Source organism: Halobacillus mangrovi (genome assembly GCF_002097535.1).
In the GTDB taxonomy this organism is placed as follows: domain Bacteria; phylum Bacillota; class Bacilli; order Bacillales; family Halobacillaceae; genus Halobacillus; species Halobacillus mangrovi_A.
On sequence record NZ_CP020772.1, the window covers coordinates 1,860,892 to 1,879,957 of the forward strand.

At 41.1% G+C, this 19,066-nt stretch carries 18 protein-coding genes and 1 other RNA gene; 17 read left to right on the forward strand and 2 right to left on the reverse strand.

Annotation, left to right across the window (positions count from 1 at the left end):
- Together aspS and ssrS are read left to right on the forward strand one after the other, a co-directional pair.
- Positions 1-1,770: an aspartate--tRNA ligase gene (gene aspS / locus HM131_RS08965; protein WP_085029439.1), complete on the forward strand. Its 1,770-nt coding sequence runs from the start codon at positions 1-3 to the stop codon at positions 1,768-1,770.
- Between the two features lie 77 nt (positions 1,771-1,847).
- A non-coding RNA gene (ssrS, locus tag HM131_RS08970) (6S RNA) lies at positions 1,848-2,041 on the forward strand.
- 58 nt (positions 2,042-2,099) lie between these two features.
- On the opposite strand, the gene HM131_RS08975 is transcribed toward ssrS, so the two are convergent.
- Positions 2,100-2,765 (reverse strand): RsfA family transcriptional regulator, encoded by a 666-nt coding sequence (locus tag HM131_RS08975; protein ID WP_085029440.1) that lies wholly within the window; start codon positions 2,763-2,765, stop codon positions 2,100-2,102.
- Positions 2,766-2,993: 228 nt separating this feature from the next.
- A complete protein-coding gene (locus HM131_RS08980) occupies positions 2,994-4,271 on the reverse strand; it encodes a replication-associated recombination protein A (RefSeq protein WP_085029441.1) in 1,278 nt (425 codons plus the stop codon).
- Between the two features lie 119 nt (positions 4,272-4,390).
- Here HM131_RS08980 and HM131_RS08985 point away from each other — a divergent pair, with 119 nt between their 5' ends.
- The 15 genes from HM131_RS08985 to HM131_RS09050 all read left to right on the forward strand — a co-directional run bounded on the left by HM131_RS08985 (position 4,391) and on the right by HM131_RS09050 (position 19,030).
- On the forward strand, positions 4,391-5,077 hold the full coding sequence (locus HM131_RS08985; RefSeq protein WP_232324904.1) for a YczE/YyaS/YitT family protein: 687 nt from the start codon (positions 4,391-4,393) through the stop codon (positions 5,075-5,077).
- Complete coding sequence (gene cymR / locus HM131_RS08990; RefSeq protein ID WP_085029442.1) at positions 5,031-5,450, forward strand: cysteine metabolism transcriptional regulator CymR; 420 nt, start codon at positions 5,031-5,033, stop codon at positions 5,448-5,450. The genes HM131_RS08985 and cymR overlap by 47 nt, the downstream gene beginning before the upstream one ends.
- 17 nt (positions 5,451-5,467) lie before the next feature.
- Positions 5,468-6,607 (forward strand): cysteine desulfurase family protein, encoded by a 1,140-nt coding sequence (locus HM131_RS08995; RefSeq protein WP_085029443.1) that lies wholly within the window; start codon positions 5,468-5,470, stop codon positions 6,605-6,607.
- An 18-nt stretch (positions 6,608-6,625) separates the two neighbouring features.
- Positions 6,626-7,738, forward strand: a complete 1,113-nt coding sequence (gene mnmA / locus HM131_RS09000; RefSeq protein WP_085029444.1) for a tRNA 2-thiouridine(34) synthase MnmA — start codon at positions 6,626-6,628, stop codon at positions 7,736-7,738.
- Between the two features lie 131 nt (positions 7,739-7,869).
- The gene (locus tag HM131_RS09005; RefSeq protein WP_085029445.1) at positions 7,870-8,529 is read left to right on the forward strand and encodes a tetratricopeptide repeat protein; all 660 of its coding nucleotides are present in this window, start codon (positions 7,870-7,872) and stop codon (positions 8,527-8,529) included.
- Between the two features lie 22 nt (positions 8,530-8,551).
- Positions 8,552-10,879: an SF1B family DNA helicase RecD2 gene (recD2, locus tag HM131_RS09010; protein ID WP_085029446.1), complete on the forward strand. Its 2,328-nt coding sequence runs from the start codon at positions 8,552-8,554 to the stop codon at positions 10,877-10,879.
- A gap of 20 nt (positions 10,880-10,899) precedes the next feature.
- A complete protein-coding gene (locus HM131_RS09015) occupies positions 10,900-11,715 on the forward strand; it encodes a TIM barrel protein (protein ID WP_085029447.1) in 816 nt (271 codons plus the stop codon).
- Between the two features lie 57 nt (positions 11,716-11,772).
- Entirely contained in the window at positions 11,773-11,949 is a 177-nt protein-coding gene (locus HM131_RS20910; protein ID WP_198162750.1) for a hypothetical protein, read from the forward strand.
- Between the two features lie 6 nt (positions 11,950-11,955).
- Positions 11,956-13,023: an AI-2E family transporter gene (locus HM131_RS09020; protein ID WP_085029448.1), complete on the forward strand. Its 1,068-nt coding sequence runs from the start codon at positions 11,956-11,958 to the stop codon at positions 13,021-13,023.
- 322 nt (positions 13,024-13,345) lie between these two features.
- A complete protein-coding gene (gene alaS, locus HM131_RS09025; protein ID WP_085029449.1) occupies positions 13,346-15,982 on the forward strand; it encodes an alanine--tRNA ligase in 2,637 nt (878 codons plus the stop codon).
- Positions 15,983-16,045: 63 nt separating this feature from the next.
- Positions 16,046-16,315 (forward strand): IreB family regulatory phosphoprotein, encoded by a 270-nt coding sequence (locus HM131_RS09030; protein WP_085029450.1) that lies wholly within the window; start codon positions 16,046-16,048, stop codon positions 16,313-16,315.
- Positions 16,312-16,728 carry a Holliday junction resolvase RuvX gene (ruvX, locus tag HM131_RS09035; RefSeq protein WP_085029451.1) on the forward strand — a complete coding sequence of 139 codons (417 nt, stop codon included), beginning with the start codon at positions 16,312-16,314 and terminating at the stop codon, positions 16,726-16,728. The genes HM131_RS09030 and ruvX overlap by 4 nt, the downstream gene beginning before the upstream one ends.
- 16 nt (positions 16,729-16,744) lie before the next feature.
- Positions 16,745-17,029 carry a DUF1292 domain-containing protein gene (locus HM131_RS09040; protein ID WP_085029452.1) on the forward strand — a complete coding sequence of 95 codons (285 nt, stop codon included), beginning with the start codon at positions 16,745-16,747 and terminating at the stop codon, positions 17,027-17,029.
- Between the two features lie 143 nt (positions 17,030-17,172).
- On the forward strand, positions 17,173-18,294 hold the full coding sequence (gene mltG / locus HM131_RS09045; RefSeq protein WP_198162751.1) for an endolytic transglycosylase MltG: 1,122 nt from the start codon (positions 17,173-17,175) through the stop codon (positions 18,292-18,294).
- A gap of 106 nt (positions 18,295-18,400) precedes the next feature.
- On the forward strand, positions 18,401-19,030 hold the full coding sequence (locus HM131_RS09050) for an O-methyltransferase (RefSeq protein ID WP_085029453.1): 630 nt from the start codon (positions 18,401-18,403) through the stop codon (positions 19,028-19,030).
- The last annotated feature ends 36 nt before the right edge of the window (positions 19,031-19,066 follow it).

The window sequence follows — 19,066 nt, forward strand, 5'->3', positions numbered from 1 at the left end:
ATGGAACGAGTGAAATGCGGTTCGATACGCAAAGAGCATATAGAGCAAGAGGTGACCTTAAAAGGTTGGGTACAAAAACGACGTGATCTTGGAGGGTTAATCTTCATAGATCTAAGAGACCGTTCTGGATTAGTTCAAGTTGTATTTAATCCTGAAACCTCTACGGAAGCTTTACAAACGGCAGAAATGGTAAGAAGCGAATTTGTTTTGGAAGTCGTTGGTCAAGTCGTTGCTAGAGATGCTCAGACGGTCAACGAAAACCTGGAAACGGGAGCGATTGAGGTAGTTGCTAAAGAAGTTACTATTCTTAACAAGGCCAAGACCCCTCCATTCATGATCGAGGAGCAATCTGAAGTTTCAGAGGATCTCCGTTTGAAATATAGATATTTGGATCTGAGAAGAAAAGAAATGCAGGATACGTTTAAACTTCGTCATCAAACAACGCAAGTCATTCGTAACTTCCTGAACGAAGAAGAGTACCTTGAAATGGAAACCCCGATGTTAACAAAGAGTACACCGGAAGGAGCTCGTGACTATTTGGTGCCAAGCCGTGTACATGAAGGAGAATTTTACGCACTTCCGCAATCCCCTCAGCTGTTTAAACAGCTGCTCATGATGTCAGGGTTTGAAAAGTATTATCAAATTGCTCGCTGTTTCCGAGACGAAGACTTGAGAGCAGATCGTCAGCCCGAATTCACTCAAGTTGATATCGAGACATCATTCTTGTCAAAAGAAGAAATCATGGCAATGACAGAGCGGATGATGAAGAAAGTGATGAAAGAGGTAAAAGGAATCGATGTAGAAACACCATTCCCTCGCATGGCTTATGAAGAGGCAATGGAGCGTTTTGGTTCTGATAAACCTGATACGCGTTTTGGACTTGAATTGGTAAATATCTCTGAAGATGTGCAAGACTCTGGATTTAAGGTCTTCAGTGGCGCTGTAGCTTCAGGAGGTCAAGTTAGTGCTTTAAACGTAGAAGGAAAAGCCGATGAATTTTCCAGAAAAGATATCGACAAACTGACAGAAGAAGTTAAAGTCTACGGAGCTAAAGGTTTAGCATGGTTAAAGGTAAAAGATGGAGAATTCAACGGACCAATCGCCAAATTCTTTGGAGAAGAAGAAACTTCTTCATTGAAAGATAAGCTAGAGGCAAAAGATGGAGATCTTTTATTGTTTGTAGCAGATAAAACGTCCGTGGTTCATGACAGCCTTGGTGCTCTTCGTCTGAAGCTAGGACGCCAGCTAGGACTTATTGATGAATCTAAGTTCAACTTCCTTTGGGTAACAGATTGGCCGTTATTGGAGTATGACGAAGAAGAGGGGAGATATTTTGCAGCTCACCATCCGTTCACTATGCCTGTAGAAGCAGATCTTGAAAAGTTGCAGACAAATCCCGAAGATGTTCATGCAGAAGCTTATGACATTGTATTGAATGGATATGAACTTGGTGGCGGATCTCTTCGTATTCACCAAAAAGATCTTCAGAATCAGATGTTTGAAGTACTTGGCTTCAGTAAAGAGGAAGCAGAAGAACAGTTCGGATTCTTATTAGAGGCACTAGAGTATGGGGCTCCTCCACATGGGGGGATTGCTCTAGGTTTCGACCGTTTCATCATGATTCTTGCTGGACGCACGAATCTTCGTGACACGATCCTGTTTCCTAAAACAGCGTCTGCTGCCGACCCGATGACGGACGCTCCGGGAGCAGTAGATCAGAAACAATTAGATGAACTTCACTTGCAATTGAAGGCAAAAAAGCAAGACTGAAGTAGGGACATTAAACCCTTATATTATTCTTGATAAGGTTTTTTAAATATGCTATGATTGCCTTACAAATTAAATGACCAATCCTGATGTGTACGTTGTTTGAATGTACGTTTTGACCGAACATTTTTGAGAAGGGAGCCTGAGTTTTTACATGGAATGCAAGCCTCATAACCATCACTGATGGGAGGACGCAAGAAGTGTGAAACAGGGCACCCACCTGCCTGGAGCGGGTTCAAAACTCATTAAACACAACGGCACGATTGGGATTGGTTTTATTTTTGTTAAAAAAGAGGATTTCCATTATGGAAATCCTCTTTTTTGATAGTTATTTAGCGAGCTACATTCTCGAGGTTGCCATTCTTCTCCATGCGGAATTGTGGTTTGGCATACTCTTGATCATCGAACATGACCATTTTCCGAGCCCGATCCATAATTTGAATCAAAGATTGATAGTCCTCTGACATAGACTCTAATTGTCTGTTCAATTGGCGGTTTTGTTCAGTTAAGGCTTTGTTCTCGTTTTCAAGATAGGCGATCTGCTCTTTTGCAGAGTCACTGACTTTTGTTTCTTTCTGCAAGTCTTTAAGGTAACGGATGACTTGCGAAAGATTTATTTCTTGATCCTTGTTGCTAGCAGTTGGAATCTGGTAGCTGATGGGTTCTTGCTTTTCAACTTGATGGGAAGCAAATTCATCCGCTTGCTCTGGGCGATAATTTGCAGTATGAGATACTTCCTGATAGACAGGCTGCTGCGTCGCTTCTTTTCTTTTCTTCTCTTTGCGTTGTTTCTTCGCCAGTTCAACAGCTTGCTCATATTTTTGGCGAACCTCTGCATTCCAGCGGAATCCGCAAGCGGCGGAAGTACGGTTTAACACATCACCAACTTCATCGAACGCTTTTAATTGAGTGCTTCCTTCACGGATATGACGGAGAACAGTTTCGGCTAGTAATAAATCGTCTTCATGAGACCAAGCATCTTGTCTTACTTTAGGCATACAATTCACTCCTGTAATCTTTTCTGGCAAGAAAGTAGAATGATTGTTTAGCAGTTGAAAAGTGTCCATAATCTGCAATACCTGTTGAAGTGAAAGTTTCTCCAATCAAGATAAAATATTCTGCATTAAAATTTTGCTGTGACCAAGGACACTTTGAACTTTTTCTCACCTAGAAAAGTAGTTTTTCAGATTTAGTCGTAGTGTAGCCAACAGGAGTGTGAAATATACTTAAGTGGTTTTCTGTTTTTTTATTTTTTGCAAGACTTGATTTAAGGCTTGTTCAAATTTCCCTGTAGATTTGGGTTCATAATAGGTTCGTTTTTTAATTTCATCTGGCAAATACTGCTGATTGACCCATGCATTTTCATAATTGTGAGGGTATTTATAGTCTAAACCGCGTCCTAGGTCTGCTGCGCCTTTATAGTGAGAGTCTTTTAGATGAGCAGGAACATCTCCGCTTTTTCCATTACGGATATCACCTAAAGCGGCGTCTAAGGCTTTATAGGCGCTGTTCGATTTCGGAGACAGAGCAAGTTCTGTTACAGCAACGGAAAGAGGAATTCTTGCCTCTGGGAAGCCGATTCGTTCAGCTGCTTCAACAGCAGCAATCGCCCTTGGCCCAGCTTGTGGGTTAGCGAGTCCAATATCTTCATAAGCAATGACCACGAGTCTCCGAGCTATACTATCGAGATCTCCAGCTTCGATTAATCGTGCCAGGTAATGAAGAGAGGCATCAACATCACTTCCGCGGATCGACTTTTGGAAAGCCGATAAAACGTCATAATGGGCGTCACCATCTTTATCATGCGAGAAGCTTTTCTTTTGCATGCATTCTTCCGCTGTTTCTAAATTGATTGGAATTGTACCGTCTTCATCAGCAGGCGTGGAAAAGGCAGCAAGCTCCACGCCATTAAGTGCTGCACGCAAATCCCCGTTGGCAGACTGGGCAAAGTGTTCAAGAGCATCATCTGTCATTTCAATTGTAAGGTCCCCAAGACCGCCTTCCTTGTCACGTATCGCTCTTCCAATCGCTTCCTTTATGTCTTCTGACGATAGACGGTAAAGCTCAAATAAGTGGCATCGACTTCTGATAGCCGGATTTATCGAATGATACGGATTACTTGTCGTACATCCGATTAGTGTGAGTCTGTTACTCTCTAAATGAGGGAGAAGAAAATCCTGCTTCGCTTTATCCAGCCTGTGTACTTCGTCTAAAATCAGTACCAGCTGACCATGCATTTTAGCTTCCTCGACGGCGATCTCCATGTCTTTTTTCTTATCAGTTACAGCGTTCAACGTTTTAAACGGCAAGTGGAGACTCTTTGCGAGGGCAGTCGCCATAGAAGTTTTTCCTGTTCCAGGAGGTCCAAAGAGTATCATGGAAGCCAAACGGTTGGCTTTAACCATTCGGTGAATGGTCTTTCCTTCTCCTACTAAATGGGTTTGACCGATAATTTCATTTATATTAGATGGACGCATACGAAATGCGAGCGGCTGTTGACTCATACATCAAGCTCCTTTGTACGGTTATACAAGTTAGCGTAGAATGATTCTCTATAAAATGCAAGAGACTTGCCATTCGTGCTATAATAGCGTTTGGTATAATAGAGAGAGGAAGCTATGAATTGAAAAGAGATCATATAAACACCAAGAGAGAAACATCTTTGCGATGGAGCTTTTTCCTTGTTGGATTAGTCATTCTGGGACTCGGTATTTCTATGACGATGCAAGTGAAAAGTTTTGGAATAGGACCTTGGGACGTCTTTCACTACGGGTTATTTTTGCAATTTGGATTAACCGTGGGCACCTGGTCAATCATCGCAGGGCTGATCATCGTTCTTGTTAGCAGTTTGGTACAAAAGAGGATGCCTCAACTTGGTACCTTGTTAAATATGGTATTGATCGGGATATTTATTGATTTTTTTAATTGGATCATGCCAGAACCCGAAACATTAGTTGTTCAAACCTTAGTATTTATTTTTGGCACTATGGTTATTGCATTAGGAATTGGGATATATGTTGCTCCAGGAATTGGAGCCGGACCGAGAGACGGTTTGATGCTAATCATTACCGAAGCCACCGGGTGGAAAGTCTCCACAGTTAGAAATGGAATTGAAATAACTGTCGCTGTGTTTGGCTTCATGTTAGGAGGGCCTGTCGGCATCGGCACAGTATTTATCGCATTTTTACTAGGAACATTTGTGGGTTACACCCTTCCTTATGCTAAAAAATGTCTACAGTTTTTAATAATGAAAGGTGAATTGTATGAAAATATCTACCAAAGGCCGTTACGGTCTAACTATAATGATTGAATTAGCAAGAAAATACGGGGATGGTCCAATTTCCCTGAAACAAATCGCTAGGGAAAACGGTTTATCAGAGCATTATCTTGAACAATTGATTGCCCCCTTACGAAATGCAAGTCTCGTTAAAAGTGTCCGAGGGGCTTATGGAGGTTACATGCTGACAAAAGAACCTCATGAGATAACAGCCGGGGACGTTATTCGAATTCTTGAGGGACCGATTACTCCAGTAGAAGGTATAGAAAATGAAGAACCAGCAAAGCAGGCATTGTGGAAAAGAGTGCGAGATGCGGTCAAGGATGTATTAGATACGACTACTTTGGAAGACTTAAAAGATCACGTTGATGACCAAACCCAGGATGCTTATATGTTTTATATTTAATGGACGGAGGTGTCAATATGGCAGCCATATATTTAGATCATGCGGCTACTTCACCTGTGCACCCGAAGGTCATTGAAGCGATGGTGCCGATTTATCAGGACGTCTTCGGCAATCCTTCTAGTGTCCATCAGTACGGTCGAAAGGCACGAAGAATTCTTGATGAAGCAAGACGGACAATAGCTGATAGTATCTTTGCAAATGAAAAAGAAATTGTCTTTACAAGCGGAGGAACTGAAGCTGATAATCTTGCAATTATAGGAACAGCGAGAGCAAACCAGCATAAAGGCAAGCATATTATTACCACATCCATCGAACATCATGCTACATTGCATGCAGTCGAATATCTAGAATCTGAGGGATTTGATGTTACGTACTTGCCAGTAGACGAAACTGGAGCTGTCCGAGTAGAAGATGTTAAAGCTTCTTTACGAGACGATACGATTCTCGTTTCTATTATGATGGTCAATAATGAAACTGGAATCATCCAGCCTATTGAGGAAATAGCGGAAGCAGTAAAGAATCATCAGGCATATCTTCATTCAGATATTGTTCAAGCTTACGGTCAGCTAGAAGTCAACGTAAAGGAGATCTCTGTTGATCTCTTAGCTGTATCAGCGCACAAAGTGAACGGGCCAAAAGGAATTGGCTACCTTTATGTAAAAGAAGGGACCAAAATAGATTCTTTGCAATATGGTGGGGAACAGGAAAGAAAACGACGGGCGGGAACGGAAAACATTCCTGCTGCAAAAGGTTTTCAAGTTGCGGTTGATGTAATGGTTTCGAACAGAGAGACGAATAAAGAAAAGTATGCACGGCTTAAACAGCTGTTCTTGGACAGCCTGACTGAAGAAGAAGTAGAATATGATATAAATGGAGACAAAGAGAGAAGCGTTCCTTCAATTGTGAACGTTAGTTTTACGGGCATGAACGTTGAAGCATTATTAACGAATTTTGATTTGGCAGGAATCGCGGCCTCTAGCGGAAGTGCTTGTACAGCGGGCAGCGTAGAACCTTCCCACGTGTTATCGGCTATGTATGGATCAGAGAATTCGCGGACAACCAATTCGATACGGTTCAGCTTTGGGTTAGCCAACGACGAAGAGAATGTCGTTGAAGCAGCTAAGAAAGTCAGTCAGATCATCAAAAGATTGAGCTAACAAAGGAAGGTGAAGACAATGAAAGATCAGAAAGATACACGTGTCGTTGTTGGAATGAGTGGGGGAGTTGACTCCTCTGTTGCAGCTCTTCTGCTCAAACAGCAAGGATACGATGTTGTAGGTATCTTTATGAAAAACTGGGATGATACGGATGAAAATGGTGTATGTACGGCCACGGAAGATTATGAAGATGTGATCCGAGTATGCAACCAGCTCGATATTCCGTATTATGCTGTTAATTTTGAAAAACAGTACTGGGATAAAGTATTTACCTATTTTTTAGATGAATATAAAGCGGGAAGAACACCAAACCCTGATGTCATGTGTAACAAGGAAATCAAGTTCAAAGCATTTCTTGATCATGCCATGTCTTTAGGGGCCGATTATTTAGCTACAGGCCACTATGCTCAAGTACGTGAAAATAACGGGAAATATGAAATGCTCCGAGGTGTGGATCAGAACAAAGATCAAACATACTTCCTTAATCAGCTTTCCCAAGACGTATTGGCAAAAGTCATGTTCCCGCTCGGTCACATTGACAAAAAGGAAGTACGAAAAATAGCCGAAGAAAATGGGTTAGCAACGGCTAAAAAGAAAGATTCTACCGGGATCTGTTTTATCGGAGAACGTAACTTTAAAGAATTCTTGAGCGAGTATTTGCCTGCACAGCCAGGGAATATGGAAACTCTGGATGGAGAAGTGAAGGGAAAACATGATGGGTTAATGTATTACACGCTTGGTCAAAGACAAGGACTCGGTATCGGTGGGGCAGGAGATCCGTGGTTTGTTGTTGGTAAAAACGTAAAAGATAACATTCTATACGTTGGTCAAGGTTTTCATCACGATGCGTTATATTCAGATGGATTGATTGCTACAAAAGCCAATTGGACTAGCGGACAAGCTCCTGAGGAAGCTTTTGAATGCACGGCGAAATTCCGTTATCGTCAGGATGACAGCAAGGTGACTGTTTATCCTCAGGGAGACGGCAATTATAAAGTAATGTTCCACGAACCTGAAAGAGCGATTACCCCAGGTCAAGCTGTCGTATTCTATCAAGGCGAAGTTTGCCTTGGCGGGGCAACTATTGATACAGTATTAAAAGAAGATACCGCGGTCACTTATGTTGGGTAGATAATAAAGGTCATGTCCCGGTCAGGACATGGCTTTTTTATTTGAAAACCCTTTTAAAAAACAAGGAAAATTTTTAGGGAAATGTTACAAGAAGTTCTTTCAAAACGTTTAGAAAATAGGGGGAAGTTATCATGGATAAATTGAAAAAAGGTATTGAAGAAATGCAGAATCATAACTATGAGCAAGCTGCCCGTTTATTTACAGAAGCAATCGATGAGAATCCTAAAGAGCCTGTAGGATACATCAATTTCGGGAACCTGTTGACTCACATGAATGACTATGAGCGGGCAGAGCGCTTTTTTAACAGGGCTATTGAGCTCGATGAAGAAGCCGCAACAGCTTATTATGGATTAGGAAATGTGTATTATGAACAGGAAAAGTATACAAAAGCTCAGGAGCAATTTATTCATGCCATTCAAAACGGCCTGGATGAAGCGGATGTTCATTTTATGTTAGGAATGACATTCATTCATCAAGAGTATGTGAAATTAGCCTTGCCTTACTTACTGAGAGCGGCGGAACTTGCTCCAGAAGATGTTGATATTCAGTTTCAATATGGGCTGTGTCTCGCACAAAATGGACAGATTGATCAAGCTCAACAGGTGATGGAACGTGTGCTACAATTGGAAAATAAGCATAGTGACGCCTATTATAACCTTGGAGTAGTCTCACTTCATAAAGAAAACCCTCATGAAGCTCTCAAGCATTTTGAAAAAGCATTGGAAATCCAGCCGGATCATATGCTGGCTGCCCATGCGAAAGGTCAAGTTGAACAAGCGTTAAATGAGTAATGATTGAAGGAGAAAGATGGACATGATACAACAATCTTTTTTTTCTGAATCTGGGGAAGATCGTCCGTATGTAAAAGGAGAACTGAGCCGGATGATTTTTCATAATGATTCAGAACACTTTTCGATCGCATCCATCAAAGTGCAAGAAACAAATGAAGATTTTAAAGAAAAGAGTCTTGTCATAAAAGGCCATTTCTCTCCTCTTGAAGAAGGTGAAACCTATATCTTCTTCGGACAGTTCCAAAATCATAAGAAGTTTGGGTTGCAGTATGAAGTAGAAATGTACAACCGTGTGCTGCCAGAAACAAAAGATGGACTCATTATGTACTTATCGAGTGATCTCTTCCATGGAATAGGGAAAAAAACGGCTGAGAGAATCATAGATCATTTAGGAGAACAAGCGATCTCACGTATCCTTGAAAATAGAGAAATACTTAGTGAGGTTCCAAGACTGCCAAAAGAAAAAGCAGATCAGTTTTATGAAACCCTAAAAGAACATCAGGGATTTGAACATATTATGATTCATCTTTCTCAATATGGATTTGGATTGAAACTCTCTCAAAAAATCTACGAAGTGTTTAAGGATCAGACCCTCGCAATCATTGAAGAAGATCCCTATCAGCTTGTGTTTAAAGTAGAAGGGTTTGGCTTCCATCGAGCGGATGAAATTGCGAGAATGCAAAATTTAAATCATGATCATCCGACTCGCATAAGGGCCGCATGTTTGTATATGCTGCAAAAAAGTATGTCTGCAGGACATGTGTATTTACCAACAGAGGAATGTTTAAAGCAAGTGGATCAACTGTTGAATCAAGGCTTTGAGCCTGAGATCACTTTTGAACAATTGTCAGAGCAGATCATCCACCTCGGAGAAGAGCGCTACGTTTATGTTGAAGAAGACAGAATTTACCTGCCTTCTTTGTACTTTGCAGAGAATGGTTTCTGCCGGCATATGAAGCGAATGCTAGAGGAAGAAGTAGATACGGAACACACTCAAGCAGACTTAATGAAAGTCATAGGGGAGATTGAAGAAGAAGAATCAATCAGTTATGGGGAAGATCAATTTCACGCAATCGAAAAAGCGTTACATTCAAAATTAATGATTTTAACGGGTGGTCCGGGTACAGGGAAAACAACTGTTATTAAAGGAATCATTCAATCTTATGCGCTTCTCAACGATGTATCCATTGACCCAGATGATTATAAATCAGATGAGCCATTTCCATTCATTCTCGTTGCTCCAACTGGACGGGCCGCAAAACGAATGACAGAATCAACGGGGCTACCTGCAAGCACGATTCATCGATTGCTGGGTTGGGATGGGCATGACCAGTTCGAACGTAACCAGAACAATCCGTTAGAAGGAAAAGTTTTAATTGTTGATGAATTCTCTATGGTGGATATATGGCTGGCTAACCAATTATTTCGTGCCGTACCTTCAGATATGCAAGTTTTACTGGTGGGGGATGAGGATCAGCTTCCCTCCGTCGGACCTGGTCAGGTTTTAGCTGACTTATTGGCCTCTAGTCAATTGCCTTCTGTAAAACTGACTGAAGTGTACAGGCAAAAAGAAGGCTCAAAGATTATTCAATTGGCCCATGAAATAAAGAATAATACGTGTACAAGACAATCGCTTGTGAAAGAACATGACTTTAATTTCATTCCTGCCCATGAGCACCAACTTACAGAGCTTATCACCAGCATAGTAAAAAAAGCTGTGGATAAAGGAATTGAGTTAAAAGAACTTCAAGTTCTCGCTCCGATGTATCGAACGGACGTAGGCATTCATAAATTGAATGCAGAAATTCAGAAGGTGATAAACCCAAAACATAAACAGAAGCGAGACATCACGTTCAAAGAGACCACCTTCAGAAAAGGGGATAAAGTCATCCAGCTTGTTAATCAACCAGAAGATGGCGTCTACAACGGAGATATAGGAGAAATTGTCGCTATTTTTCGTGAAGAAGAGAATGTGGATGGGGTCGAACAGGTGGTAGTAGAATACGAAGGAAAAGAAGTCGTTTATCCCAAAAAGGATTTAAGCAATATTATGCATGCGTATTGTACTTCTATCCATAAATCACAGGGAAGTGAGTTTTCTATTGTCATCTTGCCCGTTGTAAGAAGTTACAGGCGTATGTTAAGGAAGAACTTATTGTACACAGCCATTACACGTTCGAAGCAGTCCCTTATCATTTGTGGGGACCGTAACGCTTTTATCGAAGGTATCCAAACGACTGACACGAACTTACGTTATACGAGGCTTAAGGAAAAACTACAGGAAGAGACAACACACGAGCCTGAGATCGAAGAAGAAGAGGAAGAGCTTTCCCCTTATGACTTTATGTAATAGAAAGGCGTGTGTTTAAGATGAGTCATACTTTAGGGATGTCAGGCAGTACAATCTTGTCTGATCCACATCAATTCTACAAATTGTTTAAGAAAGGACTCCCTCATATCGAAATTGGGGAATTTCCTGATCGAGATTCCTTTTTTCGATTTTATAAAATGACTAAGGCAAGGAAGGTTAGTTTTGGCGTTCATTCTCCATTGATTCGTGGAAGTAGTAAATATGACCTGATTGATGAAGTCGTCATGTCGCCAGTTCAAGCTAGATCAAATTTTGAAAGGGAAGTGAAGGAGTTGGCTCAGCTTGGAGCGGAATATGTTTTGGTCCACTTCCCATATTTCAAATCTCCTCCTGTCTCTTCACCTGAGAATAAAATAGAAGAAGGACTTCAATTTTTAAGTGACTTGCAGAATTACTACGGCATTCCCATTGTATGTGAACCGAAGCTAGGTCCTGAGCGGTCTGCTCACAACATACAGGCCCTTCATGATTATGGGGTGGGCTTAGTTGCGAAGTACGGGCTGTACATATGTATTGATTTAGGAGATTATCTTATGGCTACAAAAGAAAAATGGGAAGATTACGTACGACCGCTTCTTCCGCACACAAAGGTGGTGCATTTGCATCATGTAACTTACGTGGAAGGAAAATATTACTGGGTGCCGATTCATCCTGATTTTGAAAATGATCCTGATCACTTTACATTAGAGCCTTGTTTAAATCTATTAAAAAATGGAATAGATAAATACTTCATCTTCGAGCATACTCCGCACACGTCCCCTTCTGATCTCATGGTGGATCAAGGAGTGGACTGGATTCGTAACCAGTTAGGATAATGTATGATTTTTCGCCTCATGGACATAATGATTGGTAAAAAAAGGAGAACCAAATCTATGAGGTGCCCAAACTGTCAAAATAAAAACCTAGGAAAGATCGGTACAGAACAGTATTATTGCTGGAACTGCTTTATAGAGCTTTCCATAGAGGATGGAAAAATGAACATCAATCAAATTGAAGAAGATGGAAGCTTGAGCTCCTTAAACGACATATTCTATCAACAAGGATCTTAGAGGAAGATGAATGAGAAGACAGCCAAGTGGATTCGAAGGCTTACAATCTTTTTCTTTATTCTTCTCTCTTTATTGTTGTTCGCTTACCTTTTCCCTTATTATGACCATATTCTTGTCATGGTTGGGAGAGTGGTATTGCCATTTATCATAGCTTTAGTGCTCTCATTACTGCTGCACCCATTAGTCCGCTGGCTGGAGAAAGCAGGGTTGCCCCGTTCTTTGGCTATCCTTCTGATCTTCATCGTGTTTTTCACGTTTTTGAGCGTGGCGATCTATAGAGGATTCCCTCACCTGTTGGAACAGTTGAAGTTACTTACAGAGCAGCTTCCTCAGATGTCTGAGACGTATCAGAAGTGGACGAAGGAATTTTATGCTCAGACTGAACGATTTCCTGATGGGATTCATGAAAAGCTAGATGGGACTTTTTCTCAATTCGAAGAGTGGTTGACTGAGAAAGTAATGACAATCATAACTGGCATAAGTGGGATCTTTAATATGATCGTCTTAATCGCTGTGATACCGGTGATGACTTTCTATTTTTTGAAAGATTATAAAACCATTGGCCATTGGCTTTTAAGTCTTTTGCCTGCAACATGGCAGGAAGAAGCTAAGCGTTTGACGAAAGAATTGAATCACTCATTGGGAGGCTATATAAGAGGTCAACTGTTCATTAGTTTATTTATCGGCGTACTGGCGACGGTCGGATTTTGGCTTGTGGGTCTCCCTTACCCACTAGTTCTTGGTGTCATTGCCGGTATAACGAATATTATTCCTTACTTCGGTCCATTATTAGGTGCCGTCCCTGCTGTCATTGTGGCAGTTACTATATCTATTCAAACCCTTGTATTCAGTTTGCTTGTGGTGATTGTTATCCAGTTGATTGAAGGGAATCTTTTATCGCCTTACATCATGGGAAAGAGTATCCATATCCACCCTTTATTTATTATCCTTGCTCTTTTGGCAGGAGGCGAATTAGCGGGAGTGCCTGGTTTAATTCTTGCCGTTCCCGTACTTACTTGTGTAAAGGTTGTATTCTCTGAAATTCGGGCTGGAAGGCTGCACGTTGACAGATAATCCCCAGTTATCTATAATAGCGCATATCAAGACTATATGAACGATCGAACACTTAGAAGGAAATGAGTAAGCAATACTCCGTGACAAGAGAAGCATTCTCCCGGCTGAAAAGAATGCGATGGAACAGGTTGCTGAAAGCTATTCTGGAGTGCGGCTAATCCCCGCCGTAGTCACGCTACGTTACAGCGTCCAAGGTGATAGACGCATGCAGTCTATAATCAGGGTGGTACCGCGGATTTTAGCTCCCGTCCCTGCCGATATGGGCAGGGACGGGAGTTTTTCGTTTGTATAACTTTTTACACCATTAAGGAGGTAGAAATCGATGAAATCATTAACATCAGCTGATGTACGACAAATGTACTTAGACTTTTTCAAAGCAAAAGGACATGAAGTGGAACCTAGTGCTTCATTAGTCCCTCATGAGGACCCAACACTTTTGTGGATCAACAGTGGTGTTGCCACACTTAAAAAATATTTCGATGGTCGGGTCATTCCTGAAAACCCGAGGATTGTCAACGCCCAAAAATCTATTCGAACAAATGATATTGAGAATGTAGGTTTTACGGCGAGACACCATACATTCTTCGAGATGCTCGGAAATTTCTCTATCGGAGATTATTTTAAAGAAGAAGCTATCGTATGGGCGTGGGAATTTCTAACGAGTGACAAGTGGATTGGATTTGATTCCGATAAACTTGCTGTTACGGTTCATCCGGAAGACGACGAAGCATTCGCAATCTGGAGAGATAAAGTAGGGCTTGATGAAGAACGAATTATCCGTATTGAAGAAAACTTCTGGGATATCGGTGAAGGACCGAGTGGACCGAATACGGAGATCTTCTATGATCGTGGTGAAAAATACGGAAATGACCCCCAAGATCCAGAGTTATATCCAGGCGGGGAAAATGATCGTTACTTAGAAATTTGGAACCTTGTCTTCTCTCAATTCAATCACAACCCTGATGATACCTATACTCCTCTTCCGAAGAAAAACATTGATACAGGTATGGGGCTTGAACGAATGGTATGTGTGATTCAAGGAACAGATACAAACTTTGAAACAGACTTGTTCAAACCAATTATTGAGGCAACAGAAAAAATCGCTAGCGTGAAATATGGGGAAAAAGAAGACCTCGATTCTTCGTTCAAAGTCATTGCAGACCATATGAGAACTGTCACTTTTGCCGTAAGCGATGGAGCACTGCCATCCAATGAAGGCAGAGGGTATGTTCTGCGCAGACTATTGCGCCGTGCGGTCCGTTTTGCTAAGCAAATTGGTATAGATGAGCCATTTATGTATAAATTAGTACCTGAAGTTTCAATGATCATGGTCGATTTTTATCCAGAAGTGAAAGAAAAAGAAGCCTTCATCCAAAATGTCATTAAAACAGAAGAAGAGCGTTTCCACGAAACCTTGAACGAAGGACTTGCCATTCTATCGAAAATTATGAAAGAAGAAACAGAGAAGGGAAGCAACATTTTTCCTGGAACAGAAGTTTTCCGTCTTTATGATACGTATGGATTTCCAAAAGAGCTTACAGAAGAATATGTCGGGGAAGCTGGATTTACTATAGACGAAGATGGCTTCAAGTTTGAAATGGAAAAACAGCGCGAGCGCGCTAGAAATGCTCGTCAAAAAACAGGTTCCATGCAAATTCAAGAAGGCGTGCTAGGGGATGTCCATGTAGAGAGTGAATTTATCGGATATGATCAGCTACAGACTCAATCGAAAATTGTGGAATTGATTAAAGGAAAAGATTTCAGCGAACAAGCTGAAGTAGGTGACACCATCTATGTATTTCTTGATCAAACGCCATTCTATGCAGAAAGCGGAGGTCAAATGGCCGATAAGGGTATTCTGAAAAATGATCAAGCTTCCATAGAAGTCACAAATGTACAAAAGGCCCCTAATGGCCAGCATATGCATGAAGCCTACGTTCAAGAAGGGTCAGTGAAAAAAGGGGATAGATTTGAAGCTGCTGTTGATCAAAAATCCCGTTCCTTTATTGTTAAAAACCATACCGCTACTCACTTGCTTCATCAAGCTTTGAAGGATGTATTAGGTGAGCATGTTAACCAGGCAGGTTCACTAGTGGCTTCGGATCGTCTTCGATTTGATTTCTCTCACTTTGGATCTGTCTCAAACGAAGAGATGGAAAGAATCGAAGAAGTCGTTAATGAAAAAGTTTGGCAGTCTATCCCTGTATCTATAGAGTACAGCTCCATCGAAGAAGCAAAAGAAAAAGGAGCTATGGCCTTATTCGGAGAAAAATACGGAGATACGGTCCGTGTTGTTCAAGTCGGAGACTACAGTCTTGAACTTTGTGGAGGGTGTCACGTCGTGAATACGGCTGAAATTGGTCTTTTCAAAATCGTATCTGAAACTGGTATCGGGGCAGGAACGAGAAGGATAGAAGCTGTTACGGCAAAAGACGCCTACCTTTATATGAATGGTAAGGAGACCTTGCTGAAACAAGCAGGAGAACTTCTTAAAACGAAGCCAGAGCAGGTTCCTGAGCGCATTGAAGTACTTTATAAAGAAATGAAAGACCTGCAAAAGGAAAACGAATCATTGAGTGCTAAATTGTCCAATATGGAAGCATCAAATATTATGGACGCAGTAGAAGAAATAAATGGAGTGAAGGTTCTTGCTAAACAAGTAGATGTCAAGGATATGAATGCTCTGCGTACGATGATCGACGATCTTAAGCAGAAAATAGATTCCGGTATTATTCTTTTAGCAGCACCTAATGGAAATAAAGTTCAATTGATTGCAGGAGTATCGAAAGACTTAGTAGAAGAAGGGTATCATGCGGGTCATTTAATCAAAGAAGCTGCCACTCGATGCGGAGGCGGCGGCGGCGGCCGTCCGGATATGGCGCAGGCAGGAGGTAAAGACGCTTCTAAGATACCTGAAGCTCTTCAATACGCAAAAGAATATGCAAGTCAAAACTCCTAGTTTTTCCTGAGTAGATAACAGGTGTATAATGGAGTAAAGACAAATTTGTGCGAGGTGACTGTAATGAGCATGGACAAGACGATGAGATTTAATTTCTCTGAAGAACCCTTTGATCAAGATGTCCGTTCTGTACTATTGTCTGTACACAACGCTCTTCAAGAAAAGGGCTACAATCCAATCAATCAAATTGTTGGATATCTTCTATCTGGAGATCCAGCTTACATCCCGCGTCATCAGGATGCGAGAAACCTGATTCGCAAAATCGAAAGAGATGAGTTGATTGAGGAGTTAGTCAAATTTTATTTAGAAAAGAATAAAGAGGGCGTTGAATGAAGAAGATAGGATTGGATGTAGGCGAAAAAACGATAGGCATCGCGATTTCCGATGCACTTGGCTGGACCGCACAAGGACTGACGACCCTGAGATGGGATGAGCGGGATTTTAATACGGCAAAAGAACCATTGAGGAAAGTCATTCAAGAACATGAAGTGACAGAAGCGGTCGTCGGTTTCCCCAAGAATATGAATGGAACCGTGGGTCCTCGTGGAGAGGCCAGCCAACATTTCGCCGAATGGATCGAAAAAGAATTTGAAATTACAGCTCATCTATGGGATGAGCGTTTAACTACAATGGCGGCGGAACGAGTACTTATTGATGCGGACATGAGCCGTAAGAAGCGCAAAAAGGTTATCGACAAGATGGCAGCCGTCATGATTTTGCAAAGCTATTTAGACGCTAAACAATAAAGGAGGAAGTCTATCCATGGCACTAGAAAAAGAAGAACGGATCATTATTCCCGATGAGAACGGGGAAGAACATTTATTTGAGGTATTATTTACGTTTGATGTAGATCAAACGGGCCACTCCTATATCGCAGTTATCCCTGCTGAACAGAAAGAAGGGGATGAGGTAGAGGTCTTCGCTTTCCGTTACGAAGAAAAAGGGAATGAAGAAGACGATCTTTCCTTATTCCAGATCGAGTCTGATGAAGAATGGGAAATGGTTGAAGAAATGTTAAATACCCTCACAGATGAAGATCTTGCTTAATAATTGTTGAAAGCTAGCCTGCAGCATTGCTGCAGGCTTTGTTTATGCGAAGAAGAAGGGTGTTCTTGTAGAAATTTAGTGTAAAATGTAGAAAGATTCTCGCTTTTTGTAGTATAATGTACCGGATGAAAGGAGGAAGTCCCTTGTCCGACTCAAATTTTAAAGATAAATATAAAGAGCGACTGGAAAAGCGTAAAGAAGAAGCAAGTACAGTACGTAAAATTGTCGCTATCATCCTAACCGTATTAATACTAGTGATTGTGGTTGGAGGACTTTCCGGGTATTTTTATGTGAAATCAGCTCTTGAACCTGTCGATCCAGATGATGACAGTGCCAAAAATGTCAAAATCCCTCTTGGTTCATCTACCTCACAAATCGCTGGTATTCTTGAAGAAAATGACATCATCAAGAATGATTTGATATTCAGATTCTATACAAAGTTTAACAATGAGTCTGGTTTTCAGGCAGGTAATTACCAGTTCACTTCTTCTATGAGTTTCAGTGAGATTATTGAAACATTGAAGACCGGGAAGCTAGTCAAAGAGCCTGCGTTTAAAGTATCTGTACCAGAAGGAAAAACACTAGACCAAATTGCAGGTATTTTTGCTGAGAAGACAGATTTTACTAAGAAAGAATTTATGGATAAAGTCAACGACAAAGAGTACGTGAAGCAGCTGATAGAAGAACACCCTGAGCTTTTAACTGAGGAAATCCTGAAAGAGGATATTAGATATCCACTGGAAGGCTACCTATTTGCAGCTACTTACCCTTTTTATGTCGATAATCCGACCATTGAACAGATTATCGATGAAATGCTGTCAAAAACAAAGAACGTAGTACTTCCATATAAAGATGAACTGCAGAAACAGGACTTGACGATCCATCAAGGCGTTACGATGGCTTCCCTGGTTGAAAATGAAGCTCGAACAGCAGCGAGCCGTAAAAAGATAGCTGAAGTCTTTTATAATCGACTGGATGAAGAGATGCCATTACAGACAGATCCAACAGTCCTCTATGCTCATGGCGAACATAAGGAACGAGTGTTGTATGAGGATTTGGAGATTGAGAGTCCGTATAATACTTATTACATTAAAGGTCTACCTGTTGGACCAATTTCTAACTTCAATAAAAACTCAATGGAAGCAGTAGCCAACCCGGATGATAACGAATTTCTGTACTTCCTTGCCAGTGATGGTGAAATTTATTATTCTAAAACACTAAAGGAACACAACAAGAAAAAGCAAAAATATATCAGTGGTGATTAATTTTTAAAGAAGGAATGACGAGAAAGCTCGCATTCCTTCTTTTTTTTATGTTAAAATATTAGGGTTGTAAACAACGTGTAAATTTTGTGTGAAGGGATGAAACGTAATGAAACAGGAAGATTACTTACACTCATTGCGATCAAAGCCATCCGAACAAATAGAAAGAATAGAAGCCTATGCAAAGGAAAATGGTGTACCAATTATGGAACCATCAGGCATAGAGTTCTTGATGCAGCTGATTCGCTTGCATCAGCCTTCCCATATTCTTGAAATCGGAACAGCTATCGGCTATTCTGCAATACGCATGTTAGAAGCATCTGCAAAAAGTGCAATTGTTACGATTGAAAGAGACCCCACTAGATACTCAGAAGCGGTCTCAAACTTAAGGCAGCTTGGGGTTGAAAATAGCATACAGATCCTTCATGGAGATGCTCTGGAATTAGAGAAAGAAGTGGCAGAAAAAGGCCCTTATGATTTGTTGTTTATAGATGCAGCTAAAGGTAAGTATGAAGAATTCTTTCATATGTACTCTCCCATGCTTACTGAGCGTGGAGTGATCATTTCAGATAATGTATTGTTTAAAGGATACGTGGCAGATGATGAACTAGCGAGTCCACGAATGGCAAAAATTGCTGGTAAAATTCGCAAGTTCAATGAATGGCTTGTCAACCACCCTGATTATTACACGACGATTGTTCCAGTTGGGGATGGGGTCGCCATTTCGGTAAAAAAATAAAAGATAGAAGAGTAGATAAGGGATGAAAGGAGAACC